General features: G+C 63.2%; 17 protein-coding genes, 1 pseudogene and 1 riboswitch. Of the genes and pseudogenes, 14 read left to right on the top strand and 4 right to left on the bottom strand.

What is annotated here, in order from left to right; translation table 11 throughout:
- The 7 genes and pseudogenes from NKH70_RS34265 to NKH70_RS34235 all read left to right on the top strand — a co-directional run.
- A pseudogene (locus NKH70_RS34265) lies at window positions 1-201 on the top strand (S-(hydroxymethyl)glutathione dehydrogenase); the annotation flags it as partial.
- On the top strand, window positions 198-470 hold the full coding sequence (locus NKH70_RS34260) for a hypothetical protein (RefSeq protein ID WP_352451332.1): 273 nt from the start codon (window positions 198-200) through the stop codon (window positions 468-470). The pseudogene NKH70_RS34265 and the gene NKH70_RS34260, both read left to right, overlap by 4 nt.
- A 20-nt stretch (window positions 471-490) precedes the next feature.
- Window positions 491-1,060, top strand: a complete 570-nt coding sequence (gene gfa, locus NKH70_RS34255) for an S-(hydroxymethyl)glutathione synthase (protein ID WP_353027353.1) — start codon at window positions 491-493, stop codon at window positions 1,058-1,060.
- Between the two features lie 66 nt (window positions 1,061-1,126).
- The gene (locus NKH70_RS34250; protein ID WP_353027352.1) at window positions 1,127-1,594 is read left to right on the top strand and encodes a YaiI/YqxD family protein; all 468 of its coding nucleotides are present in this window, start codon (window positions 1,127-1,129) and stop codon (window positions 1,592-1,594) included.
- A 5-nt stretch (window positions 1,595-1,599) separates the two neighbouring features.
- On the top strand, window positions 1,600-2,280 hold the full coding sequence (locus NKH70_RS34245) for a DUF1345 domain-containing protein (RefSeq protein ID WP_353027351.1): 681 nt from the start codon (window positions 1,600-1,602) through the stop codon (window positions 2,278-2,280).
- 101 nt (window positions 2,281-2,381) lie between these two features.
- A complete protein-coding gene (locus tag NKH70_RS34240) occupies window positions 2,382-3,263 on the top strand; it encodes a cytochrome b/b6 domain-containing protein (protein ID WP_353027350.1) in 882 nt (293 codons plus the stop codon).
- Window position 3,264: 1 nt separating this feature from the next.
- Complete coding sequence (locus NKH70_RS34235; RefSeq protein WP_353027349.1) at window positions 3,265-4,056, top strand: molybdopterin-binding protein; 792 nt, start codon at window positions 3,265-3,267, stop codon at window positions 4,054-4,056.
- A gap of 34 nt (window positions 4,057-4,090) precedes the next feature.
- On the opposite strand, the gene NKH70_RS34230 is transcribed toward NKH70_RS34235, so the two are convergent.
- On the bottom strand, window positions 4,091-5,092 hold the full coding sequence (locus NKH70_RS34230) for a hypothetical protein (RefSeq protein ID WP_353027348.1): 1,002 nt from the start codon (window positions 5,090-5,092) through the stop codon (window positions 4,091-4,093).
- A gap of 202 nt (window positions 5,093-5,294) precedes the next feature.
- Window positions 5,295-5,381, top strand: a riboswitch (glycine riboswitch).
- 148 nt (window positions 5,382-5,529) lie between these two features.
- Here NKH70_RS34230 and gcvT point away from each other — a divergent pair.
- From gcvT to gcvP, 3 genes are read left to right on the top strand one after another with little or no spacing between them, the layout of a single operon-like run.
- Window positions 5,530-6,627: a glycine cleavage system aminomethyltransferase GcvT gene (gcvT, locus tag NKH70_RS34225; RefSeq protein WP_352719241.1), complete on the top strand. Its 1,098-nt coding sequence runs from the start codon at window positions 5,530-5,532 to the stop codon at window positions 6,625-6,627.
- A gap of 5 nt (window positions 6,628-6,632) precedes the next feature.
- Window positions 6,633-7,001: a glycine cleavage system protein GcvH gene (gene gcvH, locus NKH70_RS34220; RefSeq protein ID WP_352719240.1), complete on the top strand. Its 369-nt coding sequence runs from the start codon at window positions 6,633-6,635 to the stop codon at window positions 6,999-7,001.
- Window positions 7,002-7,017: 16 nt separating this feature from the next.
- On the top strand, window positions 7,018-9,828 hold the full coding sequence (gene gcvP / locus NKH70_RS34215) for an aminomethyl-transferring glycine dehydrogenase (RefSeq protein WP_352719239.1): 2,811 nt from the start codon (window positions 7,018-7,020) through the stop codon (window positions 9,826-9,828).
- 71 nt (window positions 9,829-9,899) lie between these two features.
- Here the strand turns inward: gcvP and NKH70_RS34210 are convergent, their stop codons facing one another.
- Window positions 9,900-11,069: a GGDEF domain-containing protein gene (locus tag NKH70_RS34210; protein ID WP_353027347.1), complete on the bottom strand. Its 1,170-nt coding sequence runs from the start codon at window positions 11,067-11,069 to the stop codon at window positions 9,900-9,902.
- 274 nt (window positions 11,070-11,343) lie between these two features.
- On the opposite strand from NKH70_RS34210, the gene parE reads away from it, so the two are divergent.
- Complete coding sequence (parE, locus tag NKH70_RS34205) at window positions 11,344-13,395, top strand: DNA topoisomerase IV subunit B (RefSeq protein ID WP_352719237.1); 2,052 nt, start codon at window positions 11,344-11,346, stop codon at window positions 13,393-13,395.
- A gap of 189 nt (window positions 13,396-13,584) precedes the next feature.
- Here parE and NKH70_RS34200 read toward each other — a convergent pair whose 3' ends face one another.
- Window positions 13,585-14,706, bottom strand: a complete 1,122-nt coding sequence (locus NKH70_RS34200; protein WP_352719236.1) for a DUF2336 domain-containing protein — start codon at window positions 14,704-14,706, stop codon at window positions 13,585-13,587.
- Between the two features lie 110 nt (window positions 14,707-14,816).
- On the opposite strand from NKH70_RS34200, the gene NKH70_RS34195 reads away from it, so the two are divergent.
- Entirely contained in the window at window positions 14,817-15,308 is a 492-nt protein-coding gene (locus NKH70_RS34195; protein WP_502908456.1) for a MaoC family dehydratase, read from the top strand.
- A 3-nt stretch (window positions 15,309-15,311) separates the two neighbouring features.
- Entirely contained in the window at window positions 15,312-16,193 is an 882-nt protein-coding gene (locus tag NKH70_RS34190; protein ID WP_353027346.1) for an HpcH/HpaI aldolase/citrate lyase family protein, read from the top strand.
- 20 nt (window positions 16,194-16,213) lie between these two features.
- Here the strand turns inward: NKH70_RS34190 and NKH70_RS34185 are convergent, their stop codons facing one another.
- Window positions 16,214-16,798 (bottom strand): nitroreductase family protein, encoded by a 585-nt coding sequence (locus tag NKH70_RS34185; protein ID WP_352466967.1) that lies wholly within the window; start codon window positions 16,796-16,798, stop codon window positions 16,214-16,216.
- A 156-nt stretch (window positions 16,799-16,954) separates the two neighbouring features.
- On the opposite strand from NKH70_RS34185, the gene NKH70_RS34180 reads away from it, so the two are divergent.
- Window positions 16,955-17,920, top strand: a complete 966-nt coding sequence (locus NKH70_RS34180) for an RgsD C-terminal domain-containing protein (RefSeq protein ID WP_352466968.1) — start codon at window positions 16,955-16,957, stop codon at window positions 17,918-17,920.
- Window positions 17,921-18,014: the final 94 nt, after the last annotated feature.

Here is an 18,014-nt window from a genome sequence, read left to right as displayed (position 1 = left end):
GTCACCGGCCGCACCTGGATGGGCACCGCCTTCGGCGGCGCGCGCGGCCGCACCGACGTGCCGAAGATCGTCGACTGGTACATGGATGGCAAGATCGAGATCGATCCGATGATCACCCACACACTGAAGCTCGAGGACATCAACAAGGGTTTTGACCTGATGCATGAAGGCAAGTCGATCAGGAGCGTGGTAGTCTATTGAAGGAGGTACTGATCCGGGTTCGGATCCGATATCCGAATTTCAGCGAGTCGCTCAGTATGCAGAGCTGGCAATTCGGCGAACATCTTTGGGTAGCGCTTAGGAACAACAACCGCGTTCGCATCGACCTCGATGAGATCGACCGCGGCAGAGAAGAAATATCGTTTCTCGTGCGCGATACATATCTGAGCAAAGCGCTCAAGGTGGTTGAGCGCGTCAAGCAAGAACACCGTATGGAGAATGAAGCGGTAATCGAAACGGAACCAGCATAGAACCAAGGGAGGAAACAAAAATGCCGGAAAAACTGCATCCTAAAATCGACAATGGCCTGCCACGGGAAAAGCCCGACTTTGCCGGCGGGACGCTGGTCTGCGCCTGCACCAGCAACCCGGTCAAGGTGAAGGTCAAGGGCCAGATCGCCCATAACCATGCCTGCGGCTGCACCAAATGCTGGAAGCCGGAAGGCGCACTGTTCTCGGTCGTGGCGGTTGCCGCTACAAACGACGTGACGGTGACCGAAAACGGCGACAAGCTGAAGGTGGTCGATCCGGGCGCGCTGATCCTGCGCCATGCCTGCACCGGCTGCGGCGTTCATATGCACGGCCCGGTCGAGCGCGACCACGCTTTCAAGGGGCTGTCCTTCATCCATCCGGAACGCTTCCAGGAAGACGGCTGGTCGCCGCCGGGCTTCACCGCCTTTGTTTCCTCGATCATCGAATCCGGTGTCGATCCGAGCCGCATGGACGGTATAAGGTCACAGCTGAAGTCGATCCGGCTCGAACCTTATGATTGCCTCAATCCAGGTTTGATGGACTATATCGCCACCTGGACCGCGAAGAGATCCGGCGCGTTGCCGGCCTAGTAGCCGCTCGACTATCATCGATCGAGCCGGGCGACGCCGCCCGGCTCTTTCACATTTGGAACAACGATGCCCGCACCCGCTATTCTCGTCGATGCCGACGCCTGCCCGGTGAAGGCCGAGGTCGAAAAAGTCGCCGAGCGGCACGGCGTCGTCGTTACCTTCGTTTCCAATGGCGGCTTGCGTCCGTCGCGCGATCCGATGATCCGCAATGTCGTCGTCTCCAAGGGCGCCGACGCCGCCGACGACTGGATCGTCGAAAATGCCCGGTCCAACGACATTGTGGTGACCGCCGACATCCCGCTTGCCGCCCGTGCGGTGGCGCTTGGCGCCCATGTGCTCGGCCCGACGGGACGCCCATTTACGCCGGAAACGATCGGCATGGCGGTGGCGATGCGCGACCTCAAGCAGCACCTGCGCGAGACTGGCGAAAGCAAGGGCTACAATTCGAGCTTCGCGCCTCAGGACCGCTCGCGATTCCTTGGCGAACTTGACCGCATCTTGCGGCGAGCGCTGAAATCGGCCTCAGCGGACTGAGAACCATGACGACCGGCACCCCGACCAAGATGCCCATGCAACGCCACACGCCGTTCGCGCTGTCGGCCTGCATCGGCGTGGCAGCCTTCGGCGCGGCGCTGATCTGGCGCGCGCCGCTTGCCTATTCGATCGGCGCCAATGTGTTCTTTGCCGCCTATCTCTGTCTTGTCGTCGCCCACATGCCGCGGCTTACCGGCAGCTACCTGCGCAAGAATGCAGGCGACACGGACCTGCCGGTGCTGGCCATCTTCGCGGTCACCCTGGTTGTGGTCGCTGTTGCCATCATCTCGTTGTTTCAATTGATCAACAGGGAGAAGAGCGCGGATCCCGTCGAGCTTACGGTGGCGTTGTTGTCTATCCCGCTTGGCTGGTTGACCATCCATGCGATGGCGGCGCTTCACTACGCGCATCTCTATTGGTTGGACGGCGATGCGATGGATGGCGACACCAAAAAGAAAATTCCGGTCGGCGGCCTCGACTTCCCGGGCGGCAAACGGCCGGAAGGCTCGGATTTCCTCTATTTTGCGACAGTGATCGGCATGACGGCGCAAACCGCCGACACCAACATCACGACCTCGCAAATGCGCCGTGTCGTGCTTGTGCATTCGATCCTGTCGTTCTTCTTCAACACGGTCATCGTGGCAGCCGCGGTCAATCTCGCCGTCAGCCTCGGCAGTCGGCAATAAATCCGTGATCGGGTGAAACATCGCTTAGGCTGGCGACGTATTGGGAGGAGAAGAGATCTGACAGGCCATGCGGAACCGCTTGGCAGGGAGGCAAGGAAGATATGGAATCGGTTGCCAGAGGCGAAGCCAGCACCGGAGCAGATAGCGCTGCTTCGACGGATGCGACGCTGATCTATCGCCAGTCGCGCTGGACACGGCTGACGCATTGGCTGTGGGCGATCGCGCTGTTCTTCATGTTGCTTTCCGGCCTGCAGATCTTCAACGCCCGCCCGCAGCTCTACATCGGCAAGGAGTCGGGCTTTGGCTACAACAACACCATCTTCGCCATCGGCGCCGAGAACACCGCAAGCGGCCCGCGCGGCTACACCGAAATCTTCGGCAAGCGCTTCGATACCACCGGCGTACTAGGCTGGTCGGGTCCGGCCGGCCAGGAGACCTCCCGCGCCTTCCCGTCCTGGGCAACGATCCCTTCCTACTACGATCTCGGCACCGCGCGCGTCGTCCACTTCTTCTTTGCTTGGGTGCTGACCACCACGCTGCTGGTCTGGCTGGTCGCCAGCCTGATCAACGGCCATTTGCGGCGCGATCTTGCCCCGCGCCTCGACGATATCAGGCGGCTGCCGCGAGACATCGTCGAGCACGCCAGGTTCAGATTCCACCACAAGCGCGAATACAACACGTTGCAGAAGATGGCCTATGGCGGCGTGCTGTTCCTGCTGCTGCCGCTGATGATCATCACCGGCCTTGCCATGTCGCCGAGCATGAACTCGGTGCTGCCATTCCTGAACGACGTACTCGGCGGCCGGCAGACGGCGCGCACCATCCACTTCACGGTGATGCTGCTGCTCGTCGCCTTCTTCGTCATCCACATCCTGATGATCCTCGCCGCCGGCCCGATCAACGAGTTGCGCTCAATCATCACCGGCTGGTATCGAACCGACCCGCCGGCGCATGGCGACAATGCGCCAGAGAGGAGTGCCTGACATGGCGAAATTCGAGATCAGCCGCAGAAAATTCCTGACTTCGGCCAGCCTCGGCCTTTCCGGCATCATGCTGTCGGGCTGCGACGCCTTCGACAGCCAGCTTGGCGTCGGCGACGGCCTGCGCAGCTTCCTCGAAAGCGCCAATGGCCTGACCTGGCGGGCGCAGCGGCTGCTTGCCGGCCGCGATGCGCTGGCGCCGGAATTCACCGAGGCCGACATTCGCCAGCCGCAGCGGCCGAACGGTGTCACCGCACCGGACGACGACTATTACAAAGGCCTGCTCGCCAGCGATTTCGCCGACTGGCGGCTGGAGGTTTCAGGCCTCGTCGAAAAACCGCTGTCGCTGAGCCGCGAGCAGCTGATGAACATGCCGAGCCGCACGCAGATCACCCGCCACGACTGCGTCGAAGGCTGGAGCTGCATTGCCAAATGGACCGGCACGCCGCTGTCGCTGGTGCTCGACCAGGCAGTGGTCAAGCCGCAGGCCCGCTATGTCATGTTCCACTGCCTTGACACCATCGACCGCAGCCTTGCCGGCGATATCAAATATTACGGCTCGATCGACCTGATCGATGCTCGTCATCCGCAGACGATCCTTGCCTATGGCCTCAACGGCAAGCCATTGCCGGTCGAAAATGGCGCGCCGCTGCGCGTCCGCGTCGAGCGCCAGCTCGGCTACAAGATGCCGAAATACCTCTACAAGATCGAGCTGGTCGACGGCTTCGCCAATCTCGGCGGCGGCCGAGGCGGCTATTGGGAAGACAATGGCTACGACTGGTACGGCGGCATCTGACGCCGCATTGTACCAACGAGTCAGTGCCTTTTGTTCAAGCGACCCTGTCGATCAGCGGCTTGAGCGCAGGGTGTATTTCCGGCGAGGCGTGCTTGATCAGGGTCAGCAGCGCACGCTCGTTGTCCTGCAGCGGCCGGTCGCCGATGTGTTCAGCAAGCCATTTGGCCTCGCCGGCATCGACCGTCTCGGCGCGGCGGGCCAGAGCCTCGGCTGCCTTGTTCTTCGATTCCCATTCGGCCTCGACGTCGCCCGGTGAGCGATAGGCCTCCATAATGCCAGACAGGCCGCCCGACACCATACGGCTGAAGAAACCGCCGATCTCCGGATCGGCCTGCTCGAAGAAGGAATCCCGGCGCAGCGCCACATCGCGGATCGGCGCTTCGTAGCCGGCCGAGCACATGACGAAATTGGCGATCGCCTTGACGAACAGATCGTTCCAGGACGGATCGTTGTCGGCCGCCGCTGTCCGCTCGTTGATCTTGAACAGCACCTCGGCCTCGGCGCGGCTGATGGCGATGTTGCCATCGCCGCCATAGGCGTAAAGGATGCGGCGCAACAGCTCGACCTCGGCCTTGGCAATCGACCCGGGGATAAGTCTGCCGCCGCCGGTCATCAGCGGCCCCTGGCCGTCCACGACCGCATGAGCGACCTGCTCCAGCGCATAGCTGGAAAGCGTGCTCGGCGATGATTTGGCAGCTTCCAGCACGTGCACCAGCAACTCGAGTTCTGTCCGGCTATCGACCATGCCGTCGCGCGAAATCGTTCGGATCAGCCAGTCGGCATTCTCCTGCGAAACATAGCCGGCCGGCTGTTCCTGGTGGACGATGAAGTCGGTGACGGCCTCGACGAAAAACTCGAGCCATTCCGCGCATTTGTCCCGCGCCGTCGCGTCGAGTGCAAACAGCGCCTCGGCCTCGCCGCGCGTTACCACGCCGTCGCCGAACACTTCGCCGCGCAGCATGACCACGTCTTCAGCCGTGATCCGATTTTTCGAGGTCAGCACGGCCATCGGCGCGCTCATGATCAATTCGCCCATTTTCTTCCCCGCCCGCCGCAATCGCCGGTCCTTATCCGGTATATCGGCAAGGTCTTGAGAAACCGGCAAGCGGCGTGGTTAGCGAAGGCTTGCCTGGAAAGAAGGCCCGCAAAGAAGACTTGCCAGTAAAAATGTCGCTGGCAGGTGACAAGGTGTCGTCCACGGGCTATGGATGACGAGTCGAGGGCTCTTAACCGAGTCCTACCTGTTTGCGGGAGAGAGCAGCGAGAGCTGCCGCCGAAGGGGAAATCGCCCGAAATCTCTCAGGCAAAAGAACCGTAGACGGGAAAGACACTCTGGAAAGTCGGGGCTTGCCCCCGCGCCGAAGGTGTAAGCGCTGCCGACAGAGTTACGGGGCGCGAGTCTCTCAGGCTTCAGACAGAGGGGCACGGACTGGTCGCCATTCGCGACCGCTTGCGTGCGACTCTGGAGATGACATGACGGGCGACACCAAACACCTTCCCCTCGAAGATCTGCACATGGCAGCCGGTGCGCGCTTCGGCGCCTTCGCCGGCTGGTCGATGCCGCTGACCTACCCGGCCGGCGTGATGAAGGAGCACCTTCACAGCCGCGAGCATGCCGGCCTGTTCGACATCTCGCACATGAAGCTGTTCGAAATCAGCGGCCCGGGCGCAGCAGCGCTTCTGAACCGCGCCTGCCCGTTCGATGCCGGCGCGCTTGAGATTTCCCAGTCCAAATACACGTTCTTCCTCAATGAGGCGGCCGGGATACTCGACGATCTGATCGTCACCAGGCTCGGCGCCGAGCGCTTCATGATGGTCGCCAATGCCGGCAATGCCGCCGCCGACGAAAAACATCTGCGCGCACTGGCCGGGGATTTCGACGTGAAGGTGGACGCACTCGACCGCGTCTTCCTGGCCATCCAAGGCCCCGAGGCGTGGGCCGCCCTCTCCCGCGCCGGCATCGAGACCGGTTCGCTGGTGTTCATGCACGGCATCGAGCCGCGCGAAAAATGGTTCATGAGCCGGTCTGGCTATACCGGTGAAGACGGCTTCGAGATCGGCCTGCCGGAAGCGGATGCGCGAAACCTCGTCACCAGGCTGCTCGAGGACGAGCGGGTGATGTGGATCGGCCTTGCCGCCCGCGACAGCCTGCGGCTCGAAGCCGGACTGTGCCTGCACGGGCTGGACATCACGCCGGAGATCGATCCGGCCAGCGCCGGGCTGATGTGGGCCATCCCCAAGGAGGTTCGCGCCTCCGGCGCGTTCGTCGGCGCCGATGCGCTGCGCGCCATCCTGGAGCGCGGCCCGGCGCAAAAACGCGTCGGCCTGAAGCCGGAAGGCCGCCAGCCGGTGCGCGCCGGTGCTGCCCTTTTCGATGCCGACGGCGACCCTGCCGGCCATGTCACCTCCGGCGGCTTCGGCCCCTCGGCCGGTCATCCGGTCGCCATGGGCTACGTCCAGACGCCGCTTGCCAAATCCGGCGCAAAACTGTTCGCCGATGTCCGCGGGACGAAAATCCCGGTCGACATCCACCCTCTGCCCTTCACGCCCCATCGCTACCGCAAAGGATGATTTCAATGGCAAAGACCTATTTCACCGAAGATCACGAATGGCTGCGCGTCGAGAGCGGCATCGCCACCGTCGGCATCACCGACTACGCACAGCAGCAGCTCGGCGATCTCGTCTTCGTCGAGCTGCCGGAATTGGGCAGAAAACTGGCCAAGGGCGACACCGCCGTGGTGGTCGAATCGGTCAAGGCGGCATCGGACGTCTACGCGCCGGTCGACGGCGAGATCACCGAGGCCAACACCTCGCTGTCATCGGATCCTTCGCTCGTCAATTCGGCGGCAACCGGCGACGGCTGGCTGTGGAAGATGAAGCTGGCCAATGAAAACCAGCTCGATGGGCTCCTCGATGAAGCCGCTTACAAAGCCCATATTGGTTGATAGCAGGACCAGGAAGATGACCGCAGCACCCTACCCCTTCTCGGCTCGCCATATCGGCCCGGGCCTCCATGATGTCAGAGCCATGCTGGCGACGATCGGCGTTCCTTCGGTCGAGACCCTGATCAGCCAGGCAGTGCCGAAGTCGATCCGGCTCGACCGGCCGCTGGCCCTGCCCGCCCCCGCAAGCGAAGCGGAAGCGCTGACCGAGCTCGCGGCGACGATGGCAAAGAACACGGTGCTGAAGAGCTTCATCGGTGCCGGCTATCATGGCGTCCATGTGCCGCCGGTGATCCAGCGCAACCTGTTCGAGAACCCGGCCTGGTATACGGCTTACACGCCGTACCAAGCCGAGATCAGCCAGGGCCGGCTGGAAATGCTGTTCAACTTCCAGACGCTGGTGACAGAACTGACTGGCCTGCCGGTGGCATCGGCCTCGCTGCTCGACGAAGCGACGGCGGTGGCCGAAGCTGTCGGCATTGCGCTGCGCCATCATCGCGACAAGCGCACCAAGGTGGCACTGGCCGGCACGCCGCACCCCCAGACGCTGGACGTCGTGCGCACCCGCGCCGAGCCGCTCGGCATCGAGGTGGACGGCGAGGTGATCGACGACAATACCGCCGCTCTGCTGGTCTCCTGGCCCGATACATTCGGCGTCTATGGCGACCACAAGGCAGCGATCGACAAGGCCCGCGCGGCCGGCGCGTTGGTCGTCTTCATTGCCGACCCACTTGGCCTGACGCTGACCGAGGCGCCGGCCAGGCTTGGCGCCGACATCGCCGTTGGCCCGATGCAGCGTTTTGGCGTGCCGATGGGCTTTGGCGGGCCGCACGCCGCCTATTGCGCCGTGTCCGACAGGTTGACGCGGCTGATGCCCGGCCGGCTCGTTGGCCAGTCGACGGACAGCAAGGGCCGTCCCGGATATCGCCTGGCTTTGCAGACACGCGAACAGCATATCCGCCGCGACAAGGCGACCTCCAATATCTGCACCGCACAGGCGCTGCTCGCCAACATGGCGACGGCCTATGCGATCTGGCATGGCCCTGCCGGGCTGCAAGCGATTGCCGGCCGCGTCCACACACTGGCCAACCGCCTGGCTGCCTGCCTCCAGGCAGCAGGCGTTTCGGTGCTCGGCGAAAGCCGCTTCGACACGGTGACCGTGGAAGTGAAGGGCAGAGCCGGCGCGATTGCCGCCGCCGCAGAAAAGACCGGCCGGCTGCTGCGCGTCATCGACGCCGACCATGTCGGCATCAGCTTCGACGAGACCTCCACCGAAGCCGATCTGGAGGCAATCGCAGCACTTTTCGGTGCCAAGGCCGGCGTTGCCGCCGGCAGTTCCATGCCAGGAAAACCGCGCGGCAAGGAGTTCCTCACTCAGCCCGTCTTCCGCGAAAACCACTCGGAAACCGACATGATGCGCTTCCTGCGCCGGCTGGCCGACAAGGACCTGGCGCTTGACCGCGCCATGATCCCACTCGGCTCCTGCACCATGAAGCTCAACGCCGCCGCCGAAATGATGCCGGTGAGTTGGCCTGATGTCGCCAACCTGCATCCCTTCGCGCCGGCAAACCATTCGATAGGCTATCGCGCCATGATCGACGAGCTGGAAGGCTGGCTGGCGGAGATCACCGGCTTCGACGCGGTGACCCTGCAGCCCAATGCCGGCAGCCAGGGCGAATATGCCGGGCTGCTCGCCATTCGCGGCTATCATCTGTCGCGCGGCGAAGGCCATCGCACCGTCTGCCTGATCCCGTCCTCGGCGCATGGCACCAATCCGGCAAGCGCGGCCATGGCCGGCATGAGCGTCGTCGTCGTGCGCTGCACCGAAGACGGCAATATCGACATGGACGACCTGCAGGCCAAGGCGGCCGAGCATGCGCAAGACCTCGCGGCGCTGATGTTCACCTATCCTTCGACGCACGGCGTCTTCGAGGAAGGCGCGCGCGACCTCTGCGCCCTTGTCCACAGCCATGGCGGCCAGGTCTATTTCGACGGCGCCAATCTCAACGCGCTGGTCGGCCTCGCCCGTCCCGGCGATATCGGCGCCGACGTCTGCCACATGAACCTGCACAAGACTTTCTGCATCCCTCATGGCGGCGGCGGCCCCGGCGTCGGCCCGATCGGCGTCAAGGCGCATCTGGAGCCATATCTGCCCGGCCACGTCACCGAAGGCTCGGCCCATGCCGTGGCGGCGGCACCGTTCGGCAGTGCCTCGATCCTGCCGATCACCTGGATGTATATCCGCATGATGGGCGCTTCCGGCCTGAAGCAGGCGACCGAGACGGCGATCATCTCCGCCAACTATGTGGCGACGCGGCTTGGCGAGCATTTCCCCCTGCTTTACAAGGGGCGCAACGGACGCGTTGCGCATGAATGCATCCTCGACACCCGCGTGCTCAAGGACAGCGCCGGCATCAGCGTCGACGATATCGCCAAGCGGCTGATCGACTATGGCTTTCACGCGCCGACCATGTCGTTCCCGGTGGCCGGCACACTGATGGTCGAGCCGACCGAATCCGAGCCCAAGCGCGAGCTGGATCGTTTCTGCGAGGCCATGATCGCCATAGCCGGCGAGGCAGCCAAGGTGGCGAAGGGCGAATGGCCCTTGGCCGACAATCCGCTGGTCAATGCGCCACACACCGCCGCCGAGGCATTGGCCGGCCAGTGGACCCATCCCTATTCGCGTCTGGAGGCGGCCTACCCCGCCGGGGATGCCGATACGGCGGCAAAATACTGGCCGCCGGTGTCACGCATCAACAACGTCGCCGGCGACCGCAACCTGGTCTGCTCCTGCCCGCCGCTGTCGGAATATCTGGGTGCGGCGGAATAGACCATGATCCCGAAAAGTGGAATCCGGTTTTCGGACAAGATCATGGTCTAACAAGAAGATAGAAGCTTCAATCAGGCAGAACGCAAGGCCGGCCCGTCGGACTTGCTCGCCCGGTCCCGGGCGACGACGCGATTTCGCCCGGCGCGCTTTGCCGCATAGAGTGCTGCGTCGGCTTCGGCCAGCACATCGTCGAGACCGGTGCCGCTTGTTCCGCCAAAGCCGATGCCGCCACTGACTGTGCTTCGCAACGGACCAAGCTGGGTGGCCACGACTTCCGTGCCGAAGGCGACGCTGATCTTGCTCGCAACATCATAGGCCTTCTCTTCCGTCATCCGCGACATGACGAGGACGAATTCCTCGCCGCCCAGTCGGAAGGCGTCGACGCCGGTTCTGGCGTATTTCCTGATGACCCCTGCGAAGCGGCGCAGGACCTGGTCGCCGACCGGGTGACCGAATACGTCGTTCGTCCTCTTGAAATGGTCGAGATCGAACATGGCGACGGACGTGAACGGACCGAAGACCCGCTCGCCGTAGAGTGCCGTCAACGCCCGCCGATTCATCAGCCCGGTCAATGGATCGGTCATCGTCTCGGCCTTAAGTTCGATCTGCGCCTGCAAATGGTGCAGGGAGAGCGTCAATGCGCCGAGCCCGGTCATGCAGGCGACGGCCACGACGGAATTCACCCGCTCGGCCCAATTGTCCGGTGCTACACCGAGCACCCATTGGCCCTTGACCAGCAGGACCGCGCCGCAAAGTCCGAACGACAGCGCACAGACGCCGCTCAGGAACGAGACGCCCAGCAATATCCGGCGATCGTGACCACCCTCAATCCAGAACATCGCCCCGATGAGCGAGAGCAGCGCCGTTACCGTCGCGTAGGTGACAATAAAGCCGACACCATCAAACCCGAGATACGTCGCGCCCGCGCAAACAGCCATCGCAACCAAGGTCGGCAAGATGGCTCGCCTGTAGTCGCCTATGCTGAGATATTGCATGGCCGACAGGCAGATAATCAGGAAGCCGAGGCTGAGAAGCACAAGCACGATCTGGCAAAGCCAGGCGCTTGGATCCCTGGTGTAATGCCAGAACAACACTACATGTGCGACGAGCACGAGAATGCCGCACGCCACCGTCAGCTCAAAGCGTGCCTGTGGCGCGGTGAACCAGATCGCAAACATGGTGATGCTAAGGCACGTGCCCGACAGCGCCGCCGCGAGCAGGAGCGAACTGTAATCCAACATGCTTAAGCGACAGCCTCATGAGGGTTCCGCTGCATTCTAGATCAGCGACAGTCCGCAAATACCGTTTTTTCAGCCAATCTTCCGGCGTAACCTTCGGACAGGGTTTACAAAACGTCGATGCTCCAGGCTTCGACCCCATTTCCGCCGCTTGGTTGTCGAATGGTTTTGCAGTAAGAGGCTCTATCCTCGAACGTAACAGGAACCTCCGTCGCCTGCCCGCGAAAAGCGTGGCAGTATCGGGTGGTGATTCGCAGCATCGGAATCCAGAACCAGCATGGACGACAACAACGATCTTTTTGCCAATTTGGGCAAGCAGCCGCAACCGGCTCGCGCCGCCGCGCGCCCAGCCGACCCGCTGGTGCAGGCGGCGAAGCGGCCGGCGGCCCGTGACGCCAGCGAGAGCTACAGTGCCGCCGACATCGAGGTGCTGGAGGGCCTGGAGCCGGTGCGCCGCCGCCCGGGCATGTACATTGGCGGCACCGACGACAAGGCGATGCACCATCTGTTTGCCGAGGTCATCGACAATTCGATGGACGAGGCGGTCGCCGGCCATGCGACCTTCATCGATGTCGAGCTTTCCGCCGATGGGTACCTGTCCGTTACCGACAATGGCCGCGGCATCCCGGTCGATCCGCACCCGAAATTCAAGAAGCCGGCGCTCGAACTCATCATGACGACGCTGCATTCAGGCGGCAAGTTCGACAGCAAGGTTTACGAGACGTCCGGCGGCCTGCACGGTGTCGGCGTTTCCGTCGTCAACGCGCTGTCCGACCATCTCGAGGTCGAGGTCGCGCTGGGAAGGAAACTTTATCGGCAAAAGTTCTCGCGCGGCATTCCTGTGACCGGCCTGGAGCAGCTCGGCGAGGTGCACAACCGGCGCGGCACGAAGATCCGCTTCCATCCAGACGAGCAGATTTTCGGCAAGGGCGCGGCTTTTGAGCCGGCGCGGCTCTACCGCATGGCGCGGTCAAAGGCGTATCTGTTCGGCGGTGTCGAAATCCGCTGGACCTGCGATCCCTCGCTGATCAAGGAAAAGGACACGACGCCGGCCAAGGCAGAATTCCATTTTCCGGGCGGCCTCAAGGACTATTTGAAAGCCTCGCTCGGCGACGAATTCCAGGTGACCCGTGAAATGTTCGCCGGCAAGAGCGAGAAGCAGGGCGGCCACGGTTCGCTCGAATGGGCGGTGACCTGGTTCGGCGGCGACGGTTTTATCAATTCCTATTGCAACACCATCCCGACCGCGGAGGGCGGCACGCATGAGGCCGGGTTCCGCAACGTTCTGACGCGCGGCTTGCGTGCCTATGCCGATTTGGTCGGCAACAAGCGCGCCTCGATCGTCACTTCCGAGGATGTGATGATCTCGGCGGCGGGCATGCTGTCGGTGTTCATCCGCGAACCGGAATTCGTCGGCCAGACCAAGGACAGGCTGGCGACGATCGAGGCGATCCGCATCGTCGAAAGCGCCATCCGCGACCCGTTCGACCACTGGCTGGCCGACAATCCGCAGGAAGCTTCGAAACTGCTCGAATGGGTGATCGCGCGTGCCGACGAGCGGGTGCGCCGCCGCCAGGAAAAGGAAGTGTCGCGCAAGAGTGCTGTGCGCAAGCTGCGCCTGCCCGGCAAGCTCGCCGACTGCACGCAGAATGCCGCCGCCGGTGCCGAACTTTTCATCGTCGAGGGCGATTCGGCCGGTGGCTCGGCGAAGCAGGCGCGCGACCGCGCCAGCCAGGCGGTGCTGCCGCTGCGCGGCAAGATCCTCAATGTCGCCAGCGCCGGCAGCGACAAACTTGCCGGCAACCAGCAGATATCCGACCTCATCCAGGCCCTGGGCTGCGGCACGCGCTCGAGATATCGCGACGAGGACCTGCGTTACGACCGGGTCATCATCATGACCGATGCCGACGTCGACGGCGCCCATATCGCCTCGCTGCTGATCACCTTTTTCTACCAGGAGATGCCAAGCCTGATCCGCGGCGGCCATCTCTATCTGGCGGTGCCGCCGCTTTATTCGATCCGGCAAGGCGGCAAGGTCGCCTATGCCCGCAACGACGCGCACAAGGACGAACTCCTGCGCACCGAATTCACCGGGCGCGGCAAGGTCGAAATCGGCCGCTTCAAAGGGCTGGGCGAAATGATGGCTGCCCAGCTCAAGGAAACCACCATGGACCCGAGAAAGCGCACGCTGCTGCGGGTCGATGTGATCGACGCCGAGGCGGCGACCAAGGATGCTGTCGACGCACTGATGGGCACCAAGCCCGAGGCCCGCTTCCGCTTCATCCAGGAACGCGCGGAATTCGCCGAGACGGAAGTGCTGGATATCTGAGCGTCTTCTGCCAGGCGAGGTGGCGAGCCGCGGACGGCGGCTGTCACTGTTCGCAAGACTTTCCGGATTTTTCGCGCAAGATGAGGTCTGGAACGGTTCAGCGTTTCACGGAAACGCCGAACCGCTCTATCTTTTTGTTTTGACGCAATTCCGGATGGAAAACCGTTTCACACTTTTCCTGGAATTGCTTTAGGCAGCGGCGATCGCCAGCGCGTGCCCGCGTGCGTTTTCGCGCAGCGCGTCGAGGTGGATCGATTTGACCAGCCCGGCGAGATCGCCTTCGGCGGACTGCCCTCCCAATTCCTTCAGCATCAGCCAGCTGACTTCCTGGACGCCGGCGAGGCGTTTGCCATTGGCGACCTCGCGCCAGACCTTCAGCGCGCGCAGGATGATGGCGTGGGTGGCGGCGGCAAGCCCGGCGCTGCGGAACAGTGCCTGCAACGCTATGTCATGCCCGCCGGCCAGCAGTGCCCTCACCCGTTGCTCGGACTGCTGGCTGAGCGCGACCAGCGCCGAGCCAAAGAAGTCGACCTTGCCGTGCGCGATGGTGCGGATGATGAAGCTTGCGGTCAGGTCGCCGCGCAGGCGCAGATGTTCGACAAGTGCGGTATGTTCCTCTGCTCGCGTGCCTTCGATCAGCGTCACCGAAGCCTTGACGCAAGCATCGCGCGTGACGCGCTCGGCCCTGGCGGCGCCCATCAGCGCCAGCACCAGCGCTGAGCCCTTGAGCGTCTCGCCCACTTTGACCAGCAGCAAATGGCGGCAATCGGCGGGCAGGCGCACGTCGGCAATCAGCGCCTCGCGCACCAGAGGCAGGTGGCCGTGCCGCTCGGCCATGCGCCGAAAGCTGATCGATGCGATGTCGGCGCCGCTGTTGGCGAGCAGCGTGGCGCAGGCCTCCGGCTCGCCGATCTCGGCGATCGCCGCCGCAACCGACATTGAGACGCGCGGCCGGTCGGCGATCACCTTCTGCGTCGCTTTCTGGCCGCCGGCAACCCGATCGATCAGGTCGGCATCGGTAAGCAGCGGCGACCGCGCCAGCACCAAGGCTGCGACTTCCGGCTGGTCCGAGGCCAGCGCGCTGACGATCTGCGGCGGCGCATGATGGCTCATGGAAAGCGCGTCGGCGATCGCCAGTCGCACCTTCGACGATGCGTCATCGAGCAGCAACGTCAGCGCCGCCTCCGCAGCGCAGCGGTCCTCGAAAGGCAGGTCCGAGTCGACATAGGCGCGGGCAAGTGCGCTTGCCGCCGCAACGCGCTCCGACACCTTCGCCGTGTGAATCCATTTCAGGAAATGCGAAACGACCATGTCGCCTGCTTACGCCCTTTGCCAGAACGCTTCTGGCCCCTGTGGAGACCGTAGGCACAAATGGTTTACGAACGGTTCACCATGTTCGTTAACTGGCTTGCGAGCCCGGTTTGCAACGCCTATCAACCCTTAAGCAGCGGAGGAGATCGACAATGGCCGGACTTTATCTGGAGGAGTTCGTTGTCGGCCATGAGTTCAAGCACACGCTGCGCAAGACCGTGACCGAAAGCGACAACATGCTGTTTTCGGTGATGACGCTGAACCCGCAGCCGCTGCACATCGATTTCGACTTCGCCGCCAAGAGCGAATGGGGCAAGCCCCTGGTCAATTCGCTGTTCACGCTTGGCCTGATGATCGGCATCTCGGTCAACGACATCACCGTCGGCACCACCATCGCTAATCTCGGCATGAAGGAGACGGTGTTTCCGCACCCCGTCTTCCATGGCGACACCATTCGCGTCGAGACCACTGTCGTCTCGGTGCGCGAATCCAGGTCGAAGCCGGACCGCGGCGTCGTCGAGTTCGAGCATCGCGCCTATAACCAGAACGACGTCCTGGTTGCCAAATGCACGAGGCAAGCGATGATGATGAAAAAGGCATAGCCGATGCGTTCCCTGCTCTTCGTTCCCGGCGATTCGGAAAAGAAGCTGGAAAGGGCCTTTGGCGTGGGCGCCGACGTGGTCATCGTCGATCTCGAGGATTCGATTGCCGCGCAGAACAAGGGTCTGGCGCGCGACACAGCGGCGCATTTCATCGCCGAGCACAGGCACCGAACCAACTCCGTGATCTATCTGCGCGTCAATGACCTTTCGACCGGACTGACCGACGACGATCTGGCGGCGCTCGTGCCAGCAAAACCAGACGGCATCATGCTGCCTAAGTCGAACAGCGGACTGGATGTTCAGCATCTCTCGGCCAAGCTCAGGGTGCACGAAGCTGAAAGCGGCCTGCCGGATGGAGCTATAAAGATCCTGCCGATCATCACAGAAACGGCCGCAGGCGTCTTGGCCGCAGCGACCTACGCCCGTGCAAGCGCGCGGCTTGTCGGCGTCACCTGGGGGGCGGAAGATTTGTCGGCGGCAATCGGCGCGCGCGCGACGCGCGACGAGAACGGCCGCTACACGGATGTATTCCGCTTCGCCCGCACCATGACCATCCTCGCCGCAAGTGCCGCGGAAGTCGCCGCAATCGACACCGTCTTTCCGGATTTTCGCAACATGGCCGGTTTCGAGGCCGAATGCGCCGAGGCCGAGCGCGACGGTTTCACCGGCAAGCTGGCGATCCATCCGGCGCAGGTGCCGGTCATCAACGCCGCCTTCACGCCCTCGGCGCAAGCGGTGAAAAGCGCCCTTGCGATCGTCGAGGCGTTCAAGGCGGCAGGAAATCCCGGCGTCGTCGGCATGGATGGCAAGATGTACGACCGGCCGCATCTCAAGCTCGCAGAGCGGCTCCTGGCGCGAGCCAAGGCATCGGGGCTTGATCCTTAGGGGTCTGTTCCGCTCCGAAATTATCCCACCCACGGCCCCGAATAGTCGGCATAGAGCTTTGCCGGATCTGGCCGCGGCCGTTCCGGCGCTGGCCCCTGATAGGAGCCGATATGGACGAAACCGACGACCCGCTCATGCGGCGCCAAGCCGAGGATCGCCCTGCCCTCCGGCACGTCGGAATACCAGTTGCTGATCATGTTGGTGCCGTAGCCCAGCGCATTGGCGGCAAGCATCAGGTTCATCGCCGCCATGCCGCCGGACAGGAACATCTCCCATTGCGGGATCTTTGGATTTTCCCTGGGGATCGAGATCACGCCGATGACCAGCGGGGCCCGTGAAAAGCGCGCCAATTCCTGGTTGCGCCGGCCTTCCGGCAGCGGCCCTTCGCGCTGTTCGGCAAGTTCTGCCAGCTTCTTGCCGATCTCGATGCGAGCCTCGCCGCGATAAAGGATGAAACGCCAAGGCTCCAGCCGGCCATGGTCCGGCACCCGTGAGGCGGCGGCGATCATCGTCGCGATCTCCGTATCGCTCGGCGCCGGTTCTTTCAAATCCGGGATCGGCGCGGAATTTCGGGTCAGCAGAAGATCGATGATCGGCGACGCCATGGGCGCAAGTCTCCTGGAATTTGAGCTGAAGCGCACCATCGGGACATCGGGCGGCTTGGGCATTGGCGCGGCGCGCCGGACAAAGAGCCCTGTAGCAGAAGCCGACCGGACTCTTAAGCCTTGAAATTGCCACCGCCTTGGGCTTCAACGCAAGGCATGTTTGAGGGGACATTGCGTCTTTTCCTGATATGGCTCGCTGCCGCACTGTTGATGGTGCCGGTTTCGCTCGCCGTCGCCCAGGATGTGGACGGCCTCGGCGAGCTGAAACTTCCCGGAATTTCGGGCTATGCGCCTCCGAAAAGCGAGACATCGCTGGCGTTGGGGAGCAGCGGGGCAATCACGCTGTCGGCGCAATTGACCGACAAGGGCGCCGACATCACGCGCGGCATCGTCTGGCGCGTCTTCAAGCCCGAATCGGCCAGCGACGGCAAGCTGCCGATGGTCGCCTCCGCTCATGGCGGCACCGCCGTATTCCAGCTTGAGCCGGGTTCCTATCTGGTCCACGCCTCCTACGGGCGGGCCGGCGCCACCAAGCGCATCACTGTCGGCAAGGAAGCCAAGCGCGAAAGCCTCGTGCTCGATGCCGGCGGCCTCAAGCTCGATGCCGTTCTGTCCGGCGGGGTACGCATACCGCCGAAGAAGCTGCGCTTCTCGATTTATGAGAGCCACGCCGCGGCCGATGGCGATCGTGCGCTGATCATACCCGATGTCGAGCCGAACAGCGTGGTGCGGCTCAATGCCGGCACCTACCATGTCGTGTCGACCTATGGTGCGGTGAACGCGGTCATCCGCTCCGACATCCGCGTCGAGGCCGGCAAGCTGACCGAAGCGACGGTCGAGCACCGTGCCGCCGAGATGACCATGAAGCTGGTGCGCGAACCAGGCGGCGAGGCGATCGCCGACACCTCCTGGTCGCTGCTCAACGAGTCCGGCGATCCTATCAAGGAAACCGTCGGCGCCTTTGCCTCGATGGTGCTGGCCGAGGGCGATTACACCATCATCGCCAAGAACCGCGACCGCATCTACCAGAAGGATTTTACGGTGGTGGCGGGGCACAACCAGGATATCGAAGTTCTGGCCACCGAGGCTTCCGCTATCGATTCCGAGGAAGGCGCCGACTAAGCCGCGCCCCTCTAGAGTCTTTCACGTTTTGACGGAAGCGTATCCGGCGTTTGCGAAGTAGTTTTTGCATTCGCCGGGTTCGATCGTCGCAACG

The organism is Mesorhizobium sp. M0991 (assembly GCF_040318915.1).
GTDB lineage: Bacteria > Pseudomonadota > Alphaproteobacteria > Rhizobiales > Rhizobiaceae > Mesorhizobium.
The sequence above is the reverse complement of the archived record's forward strand: the minus strand, read 5'-3'. Positions and strand labels throughout refer to the sequence as shown.

What these genes read in the sequence shown, in the direction of transcription:
- NKH70_RS34190 (WP_353027346.1), top strand. Translation starts at nt 15,312, where the DNA reads ATGCGTTCCCTGCTCTTCGTTCCCGGCGATTCGGAAAAGAAGCTGGAA.
- NKH70_RS34245 (WP_353027351.1), top strand. Translation starts at nt 1,600, where the DNA reads ATGACGACCGGCACCCCGACCAAGATGCCCATGCAACGCCACACGCCG.
- parE (WP_352719237.1), top strand. Translation starts at nt 11,344, where the DNA reads ATGGACGACAACAACGATCTTTTTGCCAATTTGGGCAAGCAGCCGCAA.
- NKH70_RS34230 (WP_353027348.1), bottom strand. Translation starts at nt 5,092, where the DNA reads ATGGGCGAATTGATCATGAGCGCGCCGATGGCCGTGCTGACCTCGAAA.
- gcvH (WP_352719240.1), top strand. Translation starts at nt 6,633, where the DNA reads ATGGCAAAGACCTATTTCACCGAAGATCACGAATGGCTGCGCGTCGAG.
- gcvP (WP_352719239.1), top strand. Translation starts at nt 7,018, where the DNA reads ATGACCGCAGCACCCTACCCCTTCTCGGCTCGCCATATCGGCCCGGGC.
- gfa (WP_353027353.1), top strand. Translation starts at nt 491, where the DNA reads ATGCCGGAAAAACTGCATCCTAAAATCGACAATGGCCTGCCACGGGAA.
- NKH70_RS34235 (WP_353027349.1), top strand. Translation starts at nt 3,265, where the DNA reads ATGGCGAAATTCGAGATCAGCCGCAGAAAATTCCTGACTTCGGCCAGC.
- NKH70_RS34185 (WP_352466967.1), bottom strand. Translation starts at nt 16,798, where the DNA reads ATGGCGTCGCCGATCATCGATCTTCTGCTGACCCGAAATTCCGCGCCG.
- NKH70_RS34200 (WP_352719236.1), bottom strand. Translation starts at nt 14,706, where the DNA reads ATGGTCGTTTCGCATTTCCTGAAATGGATTCACACGGCGAAGGTGTCG.
- NKH70_RS34240 (WP_353027350.1), top strand. Translation starts at nt 2,382, where the DNA reads ATGGAATCGGTTGCCAGAGGCGAAGCCAGCACCGGAGCAGATAGCGCT.
- NKH70_RS34180 (WP_352466968.1), top strand. Translation starts at nt 16,955, where the DNA reads ATGTTTGAGGGGACATTGCGTCTTTTCCTGATATGGCTCGCTGCCGCA.
- NKH70_RS34210 (WP_353027347.1), bottom strand. Translation starts at nt 11,069, where the DNA reads ATGTTGGATTACAGTTCGCTCCTGCTCGCGGCGGCGCTGTCGGGCACG.
- NKH70_RS34250 (WP_353027352.1), top strand. Translation starts at nt 1,127, where the DNA reads ATGCCCGCACCCGCTATTCTCGTCGATGCCGACGCCTGCCCGGTGAAG.
- gcvT (WP_352719241.1), top strand. Translation starts at nt 5,530, where the DNA reads ATGACGGGCGACACCAAACACCTTCCCCTCGAAGATCTGCACATGGCA.